Origin of the sequence: Corynebacterium sp. LK2537 (genome assembly GCF_040946485.1) — a bacterium.
Taxonomy (GTDB): Bacteria; Actinomycetota; Actinomycetes; order Mycobacteriales; family Mycobacteriaceae; genus Corynebacterium.
In genome coordinates this window covers 40239-57787 of record NZ_JAYWLQ010000008.1, presented here as the reverse complement: position 1 = coordinate 57787, position 17549 = coordinate 40239, and the positions used below count along the sequence as shown (strand labels likewise).

General features: G+C 69.6%; 16 protein-coding genes. 10 read left to right on the top strand and 6 right to left on the bottom strand.

Going from position 1 to position 17549, the window contains the following annotated elements:
* Window position 1 precedes the first annotated feature (1 nt).
* The gene (locus VVS03_RS10260) at window positions 2-517 is read left to right on the top strand and encodes a DUF6912 family protein (protein WP_368520184.1); all 516 of its coding nucleotides are present in this window, start codon (window positions 2-4) and stop codon (window positions 515-517) included.
* On the opposite strand, the gene rsgA is transcribed toward VVS03_RS10260, so the two are convergent.
* Both rsgA and aroA read right to left on the bottom strand, forming a co-directional pair.
* Window positions 514-1521, bottom strand: a complete 1008-nt coding sequence (rsgA, locus tag VVS03_RS10255) for a ribosome small subunit-dependent GTPase A (protein ID WP_368521481.1) — start codon at window positions 1519-1521, stop codon at window positions 514-516. The genes VVS03_RS10260 and rsgA overlap by 4 nt on opposite strands.
* Window positions 1514-2806 (bottom strand): 3-phosphoshikimate 1-carboxyvinyltransferase, encoded by a 1293-nt coding sequence (aroA, locus tag VVS03_RS10250; RefSeq protein ID WP_368521482.1) that lies wholly within the window; start codon window positions 2804-2806, stop codon window positions 1514-1516. Before aroA ends, rsgA begins: the two co-directional genes overlap by 8 nt.
* Window positions 2807-2826: 20 nt before the next feature.
* Between aroA and VVS03_RS10245 the strand changes: the two genes are divergently transcribed.
* From VVS03_RS10245 to VVS03_RS10235, 3 genes are read left to right on the top strand one after another with little or no spacing between them, the layout of a single operon-like run.
* Complete coding sequence (locus tag VVS03_RS10245) at window positions 2827-3501, top strand: SOS response-associated peptidase (RefSeq protein WP_368521483.1); 675 nt, start codon at window positions 2827-2829, stop codon at window positions 3499-3501.
* A 39-nt stretch (window positions 3502-3540) separates the two neighbouring features.
* Window positions 3541-4128, top strand: a complete 588-nt coding sequence (locus tag VVS03_RS10240) for a sigma-70 family RNA polymerase sigma factor (protein ID WP_368520188.1) — start codon at window positions 3541-3543, stop codon at window positions 4126-4128.
* Window positions 4125-4391, top strand: coding sequence for an anti-sigma factor (locus VVS03_RS10235; protein WP_290225173.1), 267 nt, complete (start codon window positions 4125-4127; stop codon window positions 4389-4391). Before VVS03_RS10240 ends, VVS03_RS10235 begins: the two co-directional genes overlap by 4 nt.
* A gap of 143 nt (window positions 4392-4534) precedes the next feature.
* Here VVS03_RS10235 and VVS03_RS11330 read toward each other — a convergent pair whose 3' ends face one another.
* Window positions 4535-4609 (bottom strand): 50S ribosomal protein bL37, encoded by a 75-nt coding sequence (locus tag VVS03_RS11330; RefSeq protein WP_100227335.1) that lies wholly within the window; start codon window positions 4607-4609, stop codon window positions 4535-4537.
* An 84-nt stretch (window positions 4610-4693) separates the two neighbouring features.
* A complete protein-coding gene (locus tag VVS03_RS10230) occupies window positions 4694-4954 on the bottom strand; it encodes a WhiB family transcriptional regulator (RefSeq protein ID WP_070769720.1) in 261 nt (86 codons plus the stop codon).
* 602 nt (window positions 4955-5556) lie between these two features.
* Here VVS03_RS10230 and VVS03_RS10225 point away from each other — a divergent pair.
* Complete coding sequence (locus VVS03_RS10225) at window positions 5557-6030, top strand: hypothetical protein (protein ID WP_368520189.1); 474 nt, start codon at window positions 5557-5559, stop codon at window positions 6028-6030.
* Here the strand turns inward: VVS03_RS10225 and VVS03_RS10220 are convergent.
* Both VVS03_RS10220 and VVS03_RS10215 read right to left on the bottom strand, forming a co-directional pair.
* On the bottom strand, window positions 6027-7280 hold the full coding sequence (locus VVS03_RS10220) for a hypothetical protein (protein WP_368521484.1): 1254 nt from the start codon (window positions 7278-7280) through the stop codon (window positions 6027-6029). The genes VVS03_RS10225 and VVS03_RS10220 overlap by 4 nt on opposite strands.
* Window positions 7277-8623, bottom strand: coding sequence for a DEAD/DEAH box helicase (locus VVS03_RS10215; RefSeq protein ID WP_368534484.1), 1347 nt, complete (start codon window positions 8621-8623; stop codon window positions 7277-7279). The genes VVS03_RS10220 and VVS03_RS10215 overlap by 4 nt, the downstream gene beginning before the upstream one ends.
* 130 nt (window positions 8624-8753) lie before the next feature.
* On the opposite strand from VVS03_RS10215, the gene VVS03_RS10210 reads away from it, so the two are divergent.
* The 5 genes from VVS03_RS10210 (at window position 8754) to VVS03_RS10190 (ending at window position 17439) form a co-directional block, all read left to right on the top strand.
* Window positions 8754-8978 carry a DUF3107 domain-containing protein gene (locus VVS03_RS10210; protein ID WP_368520192.1) on the top strand — a complete coding sequence of 75 codons (225 nt, stop codon included), beginning with the start codon at window positions 8754-8756 and terminating at the stop codon, window positions 8976-8978.
* 80 nt (window positions 8979-9058) lie between these two features.
* The gene (locus VVS03_RS10205; RefSeq protein WP_368520193.1) at window positions 9059-10114 is read left to right on the top strand and encodes a DUF3152 domain-containing protein; all 1056 of its coding nucleotides are present in this window, start codon (window positions 9059-9061) and stop codon (window positions 10112-10114) included.
* A 52-nt stretch (window positions 10115-10166) separates the two neighbouring features.
* Window positions 10167-10946, top strand: a complete 780-nt coding sequence (locus tag VVS03_RS10200; protein WP_409338185.1) for a TIGR02569 family protein — start codon at window positions 10167-10169, stop codon at window positions 10944-10946.
* A gap of 3 nt (window positions 10947-10949) precedes the next feature.
* Window positions 10950-14180 carry a PD-(D/E)XK nuclease family protein gene (locus VVS03_RS10195; RefSeq protein ID WP_368521485.1) on the top strand — a complete coding sequence of 1077 codons (3231 nt, stop codon included), beginning with the start codon at window positions 10950-10952 and terminating at the stop codon, window positions 14178-14180.
* Window positions 14167-17439 (top strand): ATP-dependent helicase, encoded by a 3273-nt coding sequence (locus VVS03_RS10190; RefSeq protein ID WP_368521486.1) that lies wholly within the window; start codon window positions 14167-14169, stop codon window positions 17437-17439. Before VVS03_RS10195 ends, VVS03_RS10190 begins: the two co-directional genes overlap by 14 nt.
* The last annotated feature ends 110 nt before the right edge of the window (window positions 17440-17549 follow it).

Genomic DNA, 17549 nt, shown 5'->3' with positions numbered 1-17549 from the left:
GATGGCTGATTGTCGCGTCTACCTGCCGGCCACCTTCGCCATGCTCACGGAGCTGAAGGAGACTGGCCAGCTGCACGCCCGCTCGGGCTGGGGCTTTATGGTCACCGACGCCCTGCGTGAGTTCTACACCGCCGGCGACGAGGAAGAAATCGCCTACTCGGCCTTCCTGGAGGCCTCCATGGCGTCGCTGCGGCTGCTGGCCATCGGCGACGAGGAGCACTTCCCGCACCGGCGCGTGGTCATCTCCGTGGACGTGCCCGCCGAGGCGGTCACCCCGCAGCCGGAGATGGGCGAGCCCGTGGTGAAGCTGGAGCCGGCGCTGATTACCACCGAGCAGCTGGCCGCCATCCACGTCGACATCGCGGAATCGGAGACCGCGACCGCCAAGGCCATCGAGGCCATCGACACCGCGGACCTGGGCGACGAGGACGCCGAGCTGGCCGTGGGCGACGCCCTCGACAACTTCATGGCCTTCTACGACCCGAGCGAGCTGCCCTTCCTGGTGGAGCTGCTCTAGTTTTCCCAGTCGACGTTGGTGCGCAGCGCGGCCAGCAGCTTGCGCACCGCGGCCGCGCGCCGGGCCGAGGCCGAATCCGGGGGGATGAGGGCGGGATCGTCGAGCCCGCACTCGGGATCGGCCGGGGGACCGGCGTGCGTGCACCCGCGCGGGCAGGACTCGGTGGCCTCGGCGAGATCCTCGAAGACGCCTAAGACGGTGTCGGCATCGACGTGTGCCAGCCCGAAGGAGCGGATGCCGGGGGTGTCGATGATCCAGCCGTTATCGTCGGGAAGCGGCAGCGCCACGGACTGGGTGGAGGTGTGCCGGCCCTTGCCCACGGCGGAGACCTCGCCGGTCTCCCGGTCGGCGTCGGGCACCAGCCGGTTGACCAGCGTGGACTTGCCCACCCCGGAATGGCCGATGAGCGCGGTGATGTGCCCGGTGATGGCGTCGCTGACCTGCTCCAGGCCGTCCTCGACGCCGGCGTAGACCACGCTGATGTCCAGGTCGGCGAATTCCGCGGCGAAGGGGGCCGGGTCGGCCAGGTCCGTCTTGGTCAGGCACAGGATGGGGTGAACATTGCCCACGAAGGCGGCCACCAGGGCGCGCTCGACGAAGCCGGAGCGCGGCGGCGGATCGGCTACCGCGGTGACAATCAGCATCTGGTCGGCGTTGGCCACCACGATCCGCTCGTAGGGGTCGGTGTCGTCGGCGGTGCGGCGCAGCACGGAGGTGCGCTCGGCGAGCTTGACGATGCGCGCCAGCGTGTCCTTACGGCCCGAGGTATCGCCCACGACGCCGACGCGGTCGCCGACCTCGATGGCGGTGCGGCCCAGCTCGCGGGCGCGCATGCAGGTGACCACGGGGCCGTCGTCTAAGGCCACGCCCCAGCGGCCACGGTCCTTGGTAATGACCATGCCGAACTTGGCGTCCTTGTGCTTGGGCCGGTCCTTCGTGCGCGGCCGCGAGCCCTTGCCGGGGCGGACGTGGACGTCGGACTCGTCGTAGTGGCGCCTAGGCATGCGCGCTGCCTTCGGAGACCATGGTCTCCCACAGCTCGGCAAATCCCGGGAGGGTCTTCGCGGTGGTGGCGATGTCCTCGACCTCGATGCCCTCAACGGCCAGGCCCAGGATCGCCCCGGCGGTGGCCATGCGGTGGTCGGCGTAGGTGTGCCAGCGGCCCGCGTGCAGGGGCGCCGGGGTGATTTCCAGCCCGTCGGGCAGCTCGCGGACGTTGCCGCCCAGGCCGTTGAGCTCCGTGGCTAGGGCGCTGAGTCGGTCGGTCTCGTGGCCGCGCAGGTGGGCGATGCCGGTCAGCCGGGAGGGGCTATCGGCCAGCGCGCAGAGGGCGGCCACGGTGGGGGTCAGCTCGCCGAGGGCGGACATGTCGTAGTCGATGCCGCGCAGGCGGGCGCCGGGGGAGCCCACGACGGTGACCTGCCCGTGGGCCTGCTCGACGGTCACGGACATGCGGAAGAGCACGTCGCGGATGAGATCCCCGGCCTGGGTGGTCACGGCCGGCCAGTCGCGCACGGTCACGCGCCCGCCGGCCACGGCCGCGGCGGCCAGGAACGGGGTGGCGTTGGACAGATCCGGCTCGATGCTCCACTCGCGGCCGTTGATGGGGCCGGGGTGGACGGTCCAGGTGTCCCCGTCCTCGTCGACGGTCACGCCGGCCTCGCGCAGCATGGCCAGGGTCATCTCGATGTGCGGGCGCGAGGGGATTTCGCCGCCGACGTGGTGGACGGTGATGCCGTTTTCAAAGCGCGGGGCGGCCAGCAGCAGGCCGGAGACGAACTGGGAGGACTGGGAGGCGTCGATGGTGACCTTACCGCCGGCGGGCGTGTGCTCGGCGGAGATGCTAAAGGGCAGGCAGTCGTCGGCGGTCTCGACGGTGACGCCCAGGTCGCGCAGGGCGCCCAGGATGGCGCCCATGGGGCGCACGCGGGCCTGCTCGTCGCCGTCGAAGGCGACCGGCTCGCCGGCCAGGGCCGCCACCGGCGGCAAAAAGCGCATCAGGGTGCCGGCCAGGCCGCAGTCGATGTGCCCGCCGTGCAGCTCGCCCGGGGTCACGTGGATCTCCGGGCCGGTGGTGGCGTCTTTCACCTCGATCTCGGCGCCGAGCTCGCGCAGGGCGGCAATCATCAGCTCGGTGTCGCGGGCGATGAGTGTTTGGGTGATGACCGAGGGGGCATCGGCAAGCGCGGCCAGGACTAGGGCCCGGTTGGTCATGGACTTAGAGCCGGGCACGCGCTGCTCCCAGCGCAGGGGGCCGGTGGGATGCGGGGCTAACCAAAAATCTGCCATATAGGCCATAATAGAGGTTCATGTGTGGTCGTTTTGTCTTGTTCAGCGAGTCGTTGCTCGATTCCGTCGGTGCGCTGGCCGGAATCGAGGAAGTTTCCGCGCCCGCCGGCCTGCCGGGGCCGCGGTACAACATCGCACCGACCCAGAAGGTGCCCGTGGTGCGCATCCAGGAGGCCTACGCGCAGGTCGATCCCGGGCGCTGGGCCCTGCTGCCGCACTGGAAGAAGGACTTAGACGGCCCGCCGCTGTTTAACGCCCGCGCGGAGACGGTGAAGAAGAAGCCGTCGTTTCGGGACGCCTTCACCGGCCGGACCGGCTCCGGGCGCTGCCTCATCCCCATGGACGGCTACTACGAGTGGCACGACGACGGTAACGGCAAGATGCCCTACTACGTGCGGCTGGGCGAAGGGAAGATGATGTGGGCGGCCGGCCTGTGGGCCACGGGGCTGGACCAGCTCTCGGCGACCATCGTGACTACCGCGGCCACCGAGGAGATGGCCTGGCTGCACGACCGCCTGCCGCGCTTTTTGGCGCCGGAGGAAATCCGGCAGTGGGTGGAGGGTAGCCCGGAAGAGGCCGCCGAGCTTTTGCACCCCAGCCCGGTCACCGGCTGGCAGGTGGACCAGGCGGCGAAGGAAGTGGGCAATATCCGCAACGATTACCCGGAACTTCTGCCCCAAGGGGCCGGGGCCTAGGATGGTTATGGCAGAAAGCTCATTTAAAGGAGTACGTTAATGGCGAAAGACCGGGCCGCCTCGTTCGAGGAACAGGCCATGCCGCTTCTGGATCAGCTCTACGGGGGAGCGATGCGCATGACGCGCAACCCGCAGGACGCCGAGGACCTGATCCAGGAGACCTACCTGAAGGCGTATAAGAATTTCGATTCCTTCATGCAGGGCACCAACCTGAAGGCGTGGCTGTACCGGATCATGACCAACACGTACATCAACTCTTATCGCAAGGCGCAGCGCCGCCCCACGCAGTCCTCGGCGGACGAGCTGACCGACTTCCAGCTGTACACGACCTCCGGGCACGACTCGACGGGCCTGGAGTCCGCGGAGGTCGCCGCGCTCAAGGCCATGCCGGATACCACGATTTCGGAGGCGATGAACGACCTGCCGGAGGACTACCGCATGGTGGTCTACTACTCCGACGTGGTGGGGCTGGCCTACAAGGAAGTCGCGGAAGTGATGGATATCCCCTTAGGGACGGTCATGTCGCGGCTGCACCGGGGAAGAAAACTGCTGCGAAAAGCGTTGAAGGATGTAGCACGTGAGCACGGCATCGGGCTAAACCACCCAGATATGGAGGCAGACAAGTGAGCAACTGCAACCACCGCGGGGCTTGTAACTGCTCTTCGCAGGAGATAGAGGCACTGCTGTGCCAGCTGCTGGACGAGTCGCTGAGCCCGCAGCAGCGCGCGGCCGTGCAGGCGCGCATCGCCGAGTGCAACGTGTGCATGGAGCGCCTGGAGACCGAGCAGATCGTGCGCCGGCTGGTGCGCACCTGCGACAAGGCCACCCACGCCCCAGAGACCTTGCGGCAGCGGATCACCGTCCAGATCCGCTCCATCCGCTACCAGTAAATAACAAAGCCTCCCCGCGCCGGCGCTGTCCGCGTCTCGGTGCGCCGGCGGGGGAGGCCAAGAGACAACAAGCCCGCCGCGACGGGGCCTAACGCTTGGAGGCGTTATCCCCGCTGCGGCGGGCTCGGTGTTTTTAGCTGTGATTATGCGTTAGGACGCTTGCCGCGGTTAGCGGACTTCTTCCGGCGATCCTTACGCTTACGGCCACGCTTGCTCATGGTGGTACTCCTTTGCAGAGAGCGGTTAGATGAACTGGTAATAACTGTAGCGGCAGGCAACGCCGGGGGCGAAATTGCCCTACCTTAGGCGGAGACGCGGGCGCGTCCGCGGCCGCGGTTGCGGCGGCGCTTCAGGGCGCGGCGCTCCTCCTCGGACAGGCCGCCCCAGACGCCGGCGTCCTGGCCGGACTCCAGGGCCCACTTCAGGCACTGGGAGGAAACGGGGCAGCGGTTGCAGACCAGCTTGGCCTTGGCGATCTGGGTGAGGGCGGGGCCGGAGTTACCGACCGGGAAGAACAGCTCGGGGTCCTCGTCGCGGCAAATTGCTTCGTGGCGCCAATCCATGATTGATATCTCCTAACAAATTTTCGACAGCGTTTAACACCGGTACTTGGAACCGAATTCGGGAGCAACCAAAAATGGCGCACCGAAAATCAGAGCCAAGCCCTAATGTCATGGGGTTTGCGTGCCAGGACCGGTCTGCAACGCGGGGTGTCTGGTCTCGAGGTCAGTCCTCCGCTTGCCGCCATGGTTTACCTGGCGTTCACTCTGCGTTGGCGCAGAGTTTGGAGCTGGTTAAGCAGCTCGTCTTTTTTGCTACCTGAAGATAATGACACGTTTACAAAGACTTCGCTAGGGTTAAAGGCTAAATTGTGGCCAACATCACCGAATTATATGTCGGTGGCTTGGGGAGCTTCTGCCGAATTTCAGGCAGCTGACAGGTAGTGGTAGCGCGCTGGCCTGCGCGGACAGTTTTTGTCTGCTAAATACCTAAGGTATGCCTAGGTCAAATCCGGATCGGCGGACCACACCCGAGCGCGGTGGACCGGGCGCCCGCTCAGTGCCCTAGACAACGCGGTTAACATTACGGCGGGTAAACGGGCCGTGCGGCGCCCAGCGCGACGGTGAGTGGAGGCGCGCGGGCGGGAAAACGTAGACTAAGCTCCGTGAGCTCTAAGAAATCGACATCCGTTGCTTCTGCCGCCCGCAACTCGGTAGGCCGCGCCGGCGGTCTGGGTGCCCCGGCCACGGTCCGCCTGGGCGCGGGGATCGGCATCGTCCAGTCCATCGCCGTCATCATCTTCGGCATCTTTTTGATCGTGCACGAAGTCACCCACCCGGAAAACCCGTCGCTGGTCTCCGAGACCGCCGCGACCGACTACCTGGGCCTGGGCACCGCGATCTTCATCTTCATCGTCTTCGGCTTCGTTATCGTGGGCGCTATCGCCATGACCCGCGGCCGCCGGTGGGGGCGTGGCGCGGTGCTGCTGGTGCAGTTCATCCTGGCCGCCAGCTCCTTCCAGATGTTTTCCGGCGGGGCCATCGCCCTCGGCATCGCCACGCTGGTCGCCGCCCTGGCGGGCATCTACCTGCTGATGGTCAACCCCATCTCGCAGGAATGGTTCCAGCAGAACTTCTAAGCCGGCGCGGCCTGCAGGGCCACGAGCTGCCCGCCGCGGGCCTCGACCAGGTTGGTGCCGGCGACGGTCAGGTGGACCGGGCCGCGGTAGGAGCCGCGGTCGACCGGCACGGTGCGCTCCGTCTGGCCGGTCTTCCAGTCGTAGACGGCTATGCCGTCTGCGGTGGGCACTAGCAGGCGGTCGCCGATGGCGGTCCCGGTGCCGAGCGCGCCGTCGATGACCCGGGTGACCTTGAGCTCGTTGGGGCTGAAAAGGTACAGGCGGGCGCCGTCGAACCAGGTCATGTGGTGCGGCAGGTCCGCGGTGGCGGGCTGAAACAGCGTGGGGGACTCGCTCACCGCCGGCGAGGAGGGCACTGCCTGCCGGTGCGTGACGGTGCCGTCGTCGCTCAAGGAAATAAGCTCGGGGGTCTCACCTTCCGCGTAGACGGTGGCCGCGGACTGGCCGACGGCGACCAGCCGGGCAGAGGCGGCCTCGACCTCGGCGGTGGCGGAAACGTCCGGCTCGCGGGAATCCTCCGGCTCCGTGGTCTGGAAGCGCAGGAAGTCGCGGTTGGCGGCGTCCGGGCAGGTCTCCGAGACGACGAGTAGCTCGGTGCGGGTCAGCGCCGAGTTGATAGTGCACTCCGGGTGCGGCTGCGTGTTGGCCTCCTGCGGGGCGGGGATCTCGCCGTACTCCACCGTGCGCACCATGTCGGAGCGCCACAGCTCGACGCGGTCGGTGGAGGCGGTGCCCACCCGGTCGTTGGAGGCCACCGGCACGGTCTCCTCCGAGTTCAGCGCGCTGCGGGTGTCCGAGTACTGGCCCGTGGTGGCATCGATAGCCACGGTGTCACCGCAACCGACCGAGGTGCGATAGGTAGCCACCACCTTGTCCCAGGCGGTGGCCAGGCTGCACAGCGGGGCATCGGTGCGGGTATAGGACCAGACGTCGTGGCCGTCGGCATCGACGGCGCGGACGGTGTCCCCGTCGGCGGCGATGATCAGCCCGTTGGTGGCGATGGGCTGGACCCCGGCCGAGGTCCGCGGGGCAGCGCCGTTGGCCAGCTCGAAGGCTGGGGTTAGCTGCGCGGGGATCTCCGCCAGCGTGGCGGGCAGTTCCGGGACCGCCTCGTCGGCCGGCTGCAGATCCGCGGCCCGCAGGGAGCCGGAAAAATAGGCGCCGACCACGGCGACGACGCAGACCACCGCGATGACCGCGGTAAGCACCCAGTCGCGGCGGGAAGCGCGCAGCACTACCGCGCGGCTCATCGCTTCCGGCCCCGGCCTCGGGCATGAGTCCGCGGGCGGCGCGGGCGTCCGGAGCCGCGCTCACGCCCGGGGCGCTTGCGGTCCCCGCCCACCACGGCGCGGGCCGGGCCGACCGACTCGCCGGCCTCGGCGGGAAAGTCCAGGGCCTCGGCCAGCTCCGGGGAGGTGCTAAACCAGGTGGGCAGGTCGTGCTGGCCGAGATCTAGCTCGGCATCGATAGCCTCCCACTTGGCCTGCTCGTCGTAGCCGACCAGGGTGACGGCGGTGCCGGTGTGGCCGGCGCGCCCGGTGCGGCCGATGCGGTGGACAAACGTCTGCGGATCGTCCGGGACCTGGTAGTTGATGACGTGGGTGACGTCGTCGATGTCGATGCCGCGTGCGGCCACGTCCGTGGCCACCAGCGTCGAGACCGCGCCGGAGCGGAAGGCTTCCAGGGAGCGCTCGCGGGCGGCCTGGCCCATGTCCCCGTGCACGGCGGCCACGGCGAAGCCGCGCTGGGCCAGGTCCTCGGCCACCTGGGCGGCCGAGCGCTTGGTGCGGGTAAAGATGATGGTCCGGCCCCGCCCACGGGCCTGCAGCGCGCGGGAGAGCACGGCTAGCTTGTCCATGCGGTGGGCCAGGAAGCTGATCTTCTTCGTCGAGGCGTGGGTCTGGTCGGACTCGCCGGACTCGGCGCGGATGTGCACCGGCTTGTCCATGAAGCCGCGGGCCAACGACAAGATGGCGCCCGGCATGGTGGCCGAGAACAACATCGTCTGCTGCAGGCTGCCGGCCACCGCGGCCGCGAGCTTTTCGATATCGGGCAGAAAGCCCAGGTCCAGCATCTCGTCGGCCTCGTCCAGGACCAGGATGGCCACTGCGTCTAAGCGCAGGTGGTGCTGGGAGTGCAGATCCAGCAGGCGGCCCGGGGTGCCGACCACGACGTCCGCGCCGCGTTCCAGCTCAGCGATCTGCTCGGCATAGGGCCGCCCGCCGAAGACGGTAACCACGCGCACCGGCAGGTTGGCCGCCGCCGCCCGCAGATCCTCGCCGACCTGCTGGGCCAACTCGCGGGTGGGGACTACGACCAGGGCGTGCGGGGTGCCGTCGCACTCCGGCAGGGCCGCGTCGTCGAAGACCCGGTCGAGTAGAGGAACCCCGAAGCCTAAGGTCTTGCCCATCCCGGTGCGCGCCTGGCCGATGATGTCGGCGCCCTTGAGCGCCAGCGGCAGCGCGAGCTCCTGGATGGCGAAGGTGCGGGTAATACCCTGGGCGGCCAGGGCATCGCAGATCTCGGCGGCCACACCTAGGCGAGAAAACGTCGGGGTCGGCGGTACGGTGGAAGGCGTTTGCGAGTCAGACACACCTCGATACTAACCGTCACGGTTATAGTGGGGGCCATTAGATTGTTTGGCTTCGCGCTCAGACAACAGGAATTGGCGCACCGCGGTGCGCCGCAGACGAAGAAGACGCAGAAAGGCGGGTTTTCACCCCATGGATATCAAGTTTGGTTTCGCGGATACGGCCCGGGAACTGGTCATCAACGCCGAAGGCACCCAGGACGAGCTGGCCCAGCGCATCAACGCCGCCCTGGCGGACAACTCCACCCTGGAGCTGGCCGACGAGAAGGGCCGCAAGTACCTGGTGCGCACCGATCGCGTCGTCTACGTCGAGATCGGCGCGGTTAAGCCGCACGCCGTCGGCTTCGCCGGCGCCTAGGTTTCCCACCGCTGCCCGGGGCCTTCGGCCCGGCCGCCCGCTTGCGGCGGGCCGGCGGGCACCGGGTAACCTTAAGGGCCATGGAGAACTCGGAATTTCCACAACCCCGGCACCACCGCCGCGCCGAGCCGCGCGGTGAGAACGACCAGCGCAGCTGGGCCGGGGATTCCAGCCTGTCCGAACCCGCCCGCCACGGCGCCGAGGACAGCAGCCGGGGCGCCGGCGGGGCGGTGCGCCGCTTCGCCGCGGACTACGGCTGGTGGCGCGTGGTGGCCATCCCGGTCCTGGCGATCATCACCGTCTGGGTGCTCATCGACATCTTCACCGGCCCCAGCGAGGAGGCCGGCTCCCCGCGCGCCCAGGAGCAGGACAGCGCCACGGCCGGCCATGACGCCACGGCCGTCGGCCCCGACCCGGCGGATGCCGGCGACGTCCAAGGCGCTATCGACCAGCTGCCGCCGGGCGGCGAATTCACCCGCGCCGGCGACAAGACCTACCGCGAGGTCGGCACGCCAGGCCTCGACGTCGGGGAGGGCGAGGTGCGCACCGTGCGCTACTCGGTGGAGATCGAAAACGGCATTGACACCTCCAGCTACGGCGGCGACGCCGCCTTCGCCAGCATGGTGGACGCCACCCTGTCCGACCCGCGCGGCTGGACCAACGATCCGGCCTTCAAATTCGTCCACGTGGGCGCCGACGAGGACCCGGACACCCGCTTCCAGCTGACCTCCCTGGAGACCACCGCGGAGCTCTGCGGCGCGCAGCTGGGCATGGAGACCTCCTGTCACACCACGATCACCGGGGACTCGACCGTGGTGGTCAACGAGTCGCGCTGGGTACGTGGCTCCCGCGCCTTCGAGGGCGACGTGGGCAACTACCGCCAGTACCTCATCAACCACGAGTTCGGCCACGCCATCGGCTACGCCGAGCACCAGGCCTGCGGCGGCGAGGGCAAGCTGGCGCCGGTGATGATGCAGCAGACCATCTCGCTCAACAACAAGGCCCTGCACGCCGAGGCCCCGGACGAGGTCTACCCGGACGAGGACGTCACCTGCGAGCCCAACCCGTGGCCCTACCCGGTCCCGGGGGTGGAAGACCCCCACGACCCGGGCCACGGCAAGGCCCGTAACGACTAAACACCTCAACTAGAGACGTAACCCCAACCCGAACCGAGTGAAGGAGCCGGACGTGATTTCTAACCCTCCGGAGCATGTCTTAAGCGCATTCCGTAGCAGCGGCCGTCCGGCCGTGGGCCAGCCCGAGCAGCTGGGCTATGCCTGGGACAACGGCCTGCGCGTGGGCGACGTGGTCTACGCGCTCGCCTCTGACACGGCGACCTGGTCGGCCCGGGTGCGCGAGAAGCTCAGCGTGCCGGGGGCGCGGGTGGCCCGCCCCCTGCTGACCACGGACGGGCGCTACACCGTCGCCGGCTGGAAGGCGACCCAGTTCGTGGCCGGGGACCTGGAAAAGCGCGTCGATGAGACGGCGCTGCTGGCCGGGCGCCTGGAGGCCGAGCTGGCGGATTATTCGGCGCCTTTCGCCGGCACCGCGGAAAGCCGCACGGACGTCTTCGCTCAGGCCGAGCGCGCGGCCTGGGAGGAAACCAGCGAGTACTACGCGGACCTTTCCGGCCTGCCGCGGGTGGTCGGGCACGCGGACCTGCTGGCCACCACGCTGTATTCCGGCCACAATCCGCCGGCCCTCGTGGAAGTCGTGCCCACCGCCGCGCCCCGGCCGAAGGGCTACACCACGGCCCTGGTGATTGTCGACGGGCTGATTAACCGCGCCGTGGATGACGCTATCTGCGATCGCTTCGACCACATCGAGGGACTCGACCAGCTGCTGCTGCGCGCGGCGGCCTACCGGCGCCACGTGAACTCCCTGCACGAGGAATCGCGCGTGAACGTACGTTCGGAGATCCAGCGGGTGGAGCAGATGCTCGTGTCCCGCGTGTGTGCCAAACTTTAGGGCATGACCGGACGCTATGACCCCCATGACACCGCCCGCAGCGGCGTAGTCCTCCCGCCCTCGCCCGAGGTGCGCCTCGTGGCCGGTGAGAAGCCCGCCGGCACCCGCGAGTGGCCGCACCCCCTGCCGGAGCGCGGGGTATGGAAGGTGACCGGCCAGGCCGGGGCCGGGGTGAGCAGCTTTCTGGTGGACACCGTCCTGAACGTGCTGCGCTCCGGGGCGGACCCGGCCGGGGTGCTGGTGGTCAGCTTTTCCAAGGAATCCGCGGCGGCGCTGCGGCGCGAAATCTCGGCGCACCTGGGCGACTACGCCTCCTCGGCGGCGCTCGTGCGTTCGGTACACTCGCTGGCTTTCTCGCTCCTGCGCCAGGCCAGCGACGAAGACCTGCGCCTTATCACCGGCGCGGAACAAGACGCTGTCATCCGCGAGCTGCTGGAAGGCCACGCCGCCGGCGGCGGGGCCAGCTGGCCGGAGGAAATCCGCCCGGCGCTGGGCATGGTGGGCTTTGCCCGGCAGCTGCGCGACTTCCTGCTGCGCGCCATCGAGCGCGGCCAGTCGCCGGAATCCCTGCGCGAAAAAGGCCGCGAGCACTCCCGCCCCATGTGGATTGCCGCCGGGGACTTCCTGGAGGAATACGAACAGGTCATGGCACTCAGCGGCGCGCATTCCTACTCGGCCGCGGAGCTGGTCAGCCAGGTGCTCCTGCGCGCCGGGCAGCTGGATTTCGGCCAGTGGCACACCATCGTGGTCGACGACGCGCAGCTCTTGGCGCCGGCCTCCGGCGAGCTGCTTAGCCTCATCATCGCGCAGGCGAAGCTCGCCGTGGTGGGCGGCGACCCGGAGCAGGCGGTCTTCGCCTTCCGCGGCGCCAACACCCGTTTCTTCGACGAGCTGGACGCCGAGCACCACATCGACCTGGGCGCCTCGCAGCGGCGGCCGGAGCCGGCCTGCCTGGACATCGTGTCCACCGCGGCCCAGCTGCAGGCCTCCGTGGCCGACGCCATCCGCCGCCGCCACCTAAGCGATGGGGTGGACTGGCGCGATATCGCCGTCATCGTGCGCTCGGTCGCGGATATCACCCCGCTGCGCCGGGGCCTGCTGGCCGCCGGCGTGCCCGTACACCTCAATCCCACGGACGTGGTGCTGGCCGAGCAGCGCCTCGTGGCGGCCATGGTCCAAGCACTCGAGGCGGTCTACCAGCCCCTGCGCACCGCGCAGCTGGAGGAGCTCATGACCGGGCCCGTCGGCGGCGCGGACCCGGTCACCCTGCGCCGGCTCATCCGCGGCCTGCGGCGCTGGAATCCGGCCCAGCGCGGCCTGGAGACCCTGCGGGAGCTGCTCACCGGCCCGCTGCCGGACTTCGGCGACCTGCTGACCGAGCGGGAAGTCGCCGTGCTCGAGCGCGTCCGCGGCGTGCTGGGCGCGGGCGTGGAGCAGGCCGCAGCCGGCGCCAGCGTGGAGGAGATCCTGTGGGCCATGTGGAACGCCACGGGCCTGGCCGAGCGCCTGCAGGCGGCCGCCCTGCGCGGCGGCGCGACCGGCTCCCAGGCGGACCGGGACCTGGACGCCATGATGGCGCTCTTCGACGCCGCCGGCGACTTCGTGGAGCGCTACCCGGGCGCCGGCCTGGAGACCTTCGTCCGCCACATCACCGAGCAGGAACTGCCCACCGGCGTGCGCGACAGGCGCAACGCCACCCCGCAGGCGGTCAACATCCTGACCGCCCACGGCGCGGTGGGGCGCGAGTTCGACACCGTGGTCGTGGTCGGCGCCCAGGAGACCGAGTGGCCGTCGCTGGGGGAGACCGGCACCATCTTCGACCAGGCGGACCTGGTCGACCTGGTGGACGAGGGCATTGACCCGGACGTACCGGTCAGCCACCTGCGCGAGCGCCTGCACGAGGAGCGCCGCCTCTTCCACGTGGCCACCACCCGGCACACGTCCCGCCTGCTGGTCGTGGCTATCGATGCCCCCGATGCCGAACAGGTCCAGGAACCCTCCCGGTTCATCGCGGATTTCGCGACCCCGGCCATCAACTTCCCGGCCCTGTTCGCCCGCCGCGCGGCCACCCGCCGCCTGCGCGCTAGCGTGTGGCCCAAGGAACTGGGCCTGACCGTCCCCGAACCGGCCGCCGAGTCCCACCCGCAGCCCGTGCCCAGCGCCCTGCCCACCACAGCCCCGGCGCCGAGCGCGCCGGGGCTGCCAGACGGGGCAGAGGTGGATCCGCTGCAGGTCTCGGTGCTGTCCGTGCCGGTCTTCGTGGCGGCGCTGCGCCGGGTGGTCAGCGACGCCGAGCAGACCGAGTCCGCCCGCGAGCAGGCCGCCCGGCAGCTCGCGCGGCTGGCCGCGGCCGGGGTCCCGGGCGCCGAGCCGCAGCAGTGGTGGGCCGCCCGCGAGGTGGCCAGCAGCCCGGAGCTTAACCCGCGGCCGGCGCTGTCGCCGTCCAAGGTGGAAGCGCTCATGCAGTGCCCGCTGCACGCGGTCCTGTCCAGCCTGGAGGAGGAACCAGACAACCAGATGGCCATGCTGCGCGGCAGCCTGGCGCACGCCTTCCTGGAGGCCATCGGCCGGGGGCTGAGCCCCGCCCTGGCCCACGAGCTGTCGCTGGCCGCCTTTAGCAGCATCCAGAACTCGCCGGCCTGGAAGCGCGCCTCGGAGGCGGAGTCCTTCGCGGAACTGCTGCAGCGCACCCAGAGCTGGGTCGCGGAGGCGAACGTGAACTTCACTGCCGTGGGCACCGAGGTGCCCGTCGACGTGCGGCTGGACAACGGCGTGCGCATCTCCGGGCGCATCGACCGCCTGGACAAGTCCGCCGAAGGCTACCGCGTGGTGGATCTCAAGACGGGCAGCTCCGTACCCTCGGTCCAGGCCGCGGAGGACAACCCCCAGCTGGCGACCTACCAGCTGGCCCTGTCCCAGGGCGAGGTGGTCACCGAGGACGCCAGCGCCCACAACCCCAGCGGGGTCAAGGTCGCCAGCGGCGACGGCCTGCCGCGCGAGGGCGGGGTGCTGTTCTACCCGGCCTCGTCGAACAAGTCGGTGCCGGGGCGCTACCAGAGCGCCTGGGGCGCTGAGGCCCTAGAGGAATTCGCCGCGCAGCTGCCCGACCTGGTGGCCGAGCAGCGCGGGCCGACCGTGACCGCGCGCATTAGCGATAGTTGTACGTTCTGCCGGATTAAGCCCATCTGCCCGGTGCAGCCGGAGGGAAGGATGACCACCGATGTCGAAGGCTAATTACCCCCACTTGAGCCCGGCCGTGCTGGCCGCGTCGCTGGGCAAGAAATTCCCGCCCAGCGCGGAGCAGGCCCAGGTCATCGACAGCCCGCTGGGGCCGAAGTTGGTGGTAGCCGGCGCCGGCGCCGGCAAGACGGAGACCATGGCCTCCCGGGTGGTCTCCCTGGTGGCCAACGGGGTGGTCCGGCCCGAGGAGATCCTGGGGCTGACGTTTACCAAGAAGGCCGCCCTACAGCTGGAAAACCGCATCCGCCGGGCGCTGGTGCAGCTGCGGGAGACCGGCATGTTCCCGCCGGGCTCGCCGGTGGCCGACGCCCTGGAGACCATCGCGCCGAAGGTGGCCACCTACGACTCCTACGCCGGGGACCTGGTCCGCGAGTACGGGCTCTTGGTGCCGGTGGAGCCGGGCGCGCGGATCATCACCGACGCCGAGCGCTTCGCCCTGGCCCACGAGGTGGTCACCAACTACACCGGGCGCCTGTCCAGCACCAGCCAGGTCGGCACCGTCACGGAGCAGCTGGTGAAATTGGTCTCCGCCATGGACAACGTGCTGGCCGACCCGGACGATATCCGCCAGCACGCCCAGGACTTCCGCGCCGAGGTCGACGACCTGCCCAAGGGCCCGCGCACCAAGGGCGAGTATTCCAAGAAGTTGGAAGGCTACCTGGACACCCAGCAGGTTCGCGTGGACTACCTGGAGCTGGTCGAGGCCCTGCAGCAAGCGCAGCGGGAAAAGGCCGTGGTCACCTTCGGCGAGCAGATGGCCGTGGCCGCGAAGCTGGCCGCCGCGCACCCGGCAGTCGGCGCGGCCCAGCGCTCCCGCTTCCGCGTGGTGCTGCTGGACGAATACCAGGACACCTCCCACTCCCAGCGTGTGCTGCTGCGCGCGCTCTTCGGCGGCGAGCCCCATCCGGGCTTGTCCGTGACGGCGGTGGGCGATCCCATGCAGTCCATCTACGGCTGGCGCGGTGCCACCGCGGAAAACCTCGCCGCCTTCGTCACGGACTTCCCGCAAGAAAACGGCGAGCCCGCGGACAAGGACCAGCTGACGATTTCCTGGCGCAACCCGCGCAAGGTGCTGGAGATGGCCAACGCCGTGGCCGACGCGGTCTTCGCCGGCGGCCCGCGGCCGGTGGACCCGCTGCGCGCGCACGATCACGCCGGCGACGGCGAGGTCTCCCTGGGCTTTTTCGCCAACGAGGACGCTGAGATGGAGTTCGTGGCCGAGCACCTGCGCGAGAAATACGTGGCGGCCCAGGAAGCCGAACGCGACTTCAGCGCCGCGGTGCTGGTGCGCACCAACAAGCAGGCCCAACCCGTGGCCCGAGCTCTGGAAGAAGCCGGGGTGCCCTATGAAATCGCCGGCCTGGGCGGGCTGCTCTACGAGCCGGAAGTCCAGGACCTGGTGGCGCTGGCCACCATGCTCATCCGGCCGCAGAACAACACCGCGGCCCTGCGCGTGCTGGCCGGGCCCGCCTGCGGCATCGGCCTGAAGGACATCCAGTCCCTGGGCAAGCGCGCGGCCAACCTGGCCGGCCGCCTGCGCCACCCCGGCGAGGAGGACCCGGCCCAGACCACCGACCAAAGCGCAGACCAGCCAGCAGGCCAGGCGCCGGAGGAGCCGCTGGACCCTGCCGATCCGGAGGCGGTGCTGCGCGCGGAGCTGGACGACATCACAGCCCAGGCCCCGGAGCAGGTGCTGGGCCTGGCGGACGCGGTCGCGGACCTGGGCGAGCGCGAGCGCTACACGCCGGAGGGGCTCGCACGCATCGAGGAGCTGTCCTCCCGGCTGCGCTACCTGCGCACCTATAGCCTTTCCAAGCCGCTGGGCGATCTCTTCGCCGACATCGAGGCGGTGTTCAACCTGCGCACCGAGGTCCTGGCCCGCGGCACGGCGGGCGGGGCCACGCACCTGGACGCCTTCGCCGGCGTGGTGGAATCCCTGCCGGTCGACGGCCTCGGCGCGCTGCTGGACTACCTGGAGCTGGCTAAGGAGCACGAGAACGCGCTGGAGCCGGGCGAGGTCCCGAAGGTCAACAACCGGGTGCAGATCCTGACCGCGCACAAGGCCAAGGGCCTGGAGTGGGAGCACGTCTGCGTGGTGCGCGCGGACAAGAATTCCTACCAGACCCGCGGCGGGACCTTCCTGTCCCAGGCGGCCATCGTGCCCGGCGACGAGGACTATATCGAGGTCGTCGAGCCGGAGCCGAACGCCAAGGGCGAGGTCAAGGAAGCCACCCGCAGCGACTTCGAGAAGGGCTGCGAGGCCTACAAGCAGGAGAAGAAGGAACACCTGGCCCAGGAGGCGGCGCGCCTTTTCTACGTGGCCATGACGCGCAGCGAATCCACGCTGACCGTTACCGGCAGTTACACCGGCAAGCGCGACGAAGGCGTCTACGAGCAGCTGGAGCTGCTGCGGGATAAGTTCCCGGACGCGGTCGTGCACTGGGACGAGGGCTTCGAGGACACCGACGCCGAGCAGGCCCCGGCCGCCGGCTTCCCGGTCCTGCCGCAGCGCCCGGGCGCCAAAGACGGCGCGCGGCGGGTGGCCGCGGCGATGGACCAGCTGCCGGAGCTAAGCGAGGGCGAGGCCTTCGCCCAGTGGGAGGCGGAAGCCAGCGCGCTCATTGAGGAATACCGCGGCCTGCAAGCACCCGTGGTGGAAGTGGCCCTGCCGGGAGAGCTGACCGCCTCGGATCTGGTGGCCCTGCGCGCGGATCCCGTGCAGTTCGCCCGCCGGCAGCGCCGCCCGGTGCCGTTTAAACCGAATTCTTATGCCAAGCGCGGCACCGCCTTCCACGCCTGGCTGGAGGAGCGCTTCGGCGGCCAGGCGCTGCTGAGCGAGGACGAACTGCCCGGCATCGATGAGCCGGTCCCGGCCGCGGACCTGGTCACGCTGAAGGAGAAATTCCTCGACAGCGACTGGGCCAACCGCACCCCGGAGCACGTCGAGGCCCCGTTCGAGGTCACCATCGGTGGTGCGGTGGTGCGCGGGCGCATCGACGCGGTCTTCCGCGAGCCGGACGGCAGCTGGCTGGTGGTGGACTGGAAGACGGGCCGGCCGCCGCAGGGCGCGGACATGCAGGCCGCCCAGATCCAGCTGGCCGTCTACGCCGAGGCCTGGCGCCGGCTGACCGGGGCACACAGCGTGCGTGCGGCCTTCCACTACGTGGCGGATAACTACACGCTGGAACCGCGCCACCTGCCGGACGGGCCGGCCCTGGTGCGGCTGCTCAGCGGGGCGGTGCACCCCGAGTGAGGGCGGGTGGGCCCCGCGGGAGTTCGGTAATATTGCGGCAATCGCACTAGGGTATTGCATTGCGTGGGCAGGTTCCTGCCCGGCCCGCGCCCCTGGTTTGACACACGAAG

What these genes read in the sequence shown, in the direction of transcription:
- VVS03_RS10220 (WP_368521484.1), bottom strand. Translation starts at nt 7,280, where the DNA reads ATGAGCCGCGCGGTAGTGCTGCGCGCTTCCCGCCGCGACTGGGTGCTT.
- aroA (WP_368521482.1), bottom strand. Translation starts at nt 2,806, where the DNA reads ATGGCAGATTTTTGGTTAGCCCCGCATCCCACCGGCCCCCTGCGCTGG.
- VVS03_RS10205 (WP_368520193.1), top strand. Translation starts at nt 9,059, where the DNA reads ATGGAGAACTCGGAATTTCCACAACCCCGGCACCACCGCCGCGCCGAG.
- VVS03_RS10245 (WP_368521483.1), top strand. Translation starts at nt 2,827, where the DNA reads ATGTGTGGTCGTTTTGTCTTGTTCAGCGAGTCGTTGCTCGATTCCGTC.
- VVS03_RS10260 (WP_368520184.1), top strand. Translation starts at nt 2, where the DNA reads ATGGCTGATTGTCGCGTCTACCTGCCGGCCACCTTCGCCATGCTCACG.
- VVS03_RS10210 (WP_368520192.1), top strand. Translation starts at nt 8,754, where the DNA reads ATGGATATCAAGTTTGGTTTCGCGGATACGGCCCGGGAACTGGTCATC.
- VVS03_RS10195 (WP_368521485.1), top strand. Translation starts at nt 10,950, where the DNA reads ATGACCGGACGCTATGACCCCCATGACACCGCCCGCAGCGGCGTAGTC.
- VVS03_RS10240 (WP_368520188.1), top strand. Translation starts at nt 3,541, where the DNA reads ATGGCGAAAGACCGGGCCGCCTCGTTCGAGGAACAGGCCATGCCGCTT.
- VVS03_RS10190 (WP_368521486.1), top strand. Translation starts at nt 14,167, where the DNA reads ATGTCGAAGGCTAATTACCCCCACTTGAGCCCGGCCGTGCTGGCCGCG.
- rsgA (WP_368521481.1), bottom strand. Translation starts at nt 1,521, where the DNA reads ATGCCTAGGCGCCACTACGACGAGTCCGACGTCCACGTCCGCCCCGGC.
- VVS03_RS10230 (WP_070769720.1), bottom strand. Translation starts at nt 4,954, where the DNA reads ATGGATTGGCGCCACGAAGCAATTTGCCGCGACGAGGACCCCGAGCTG.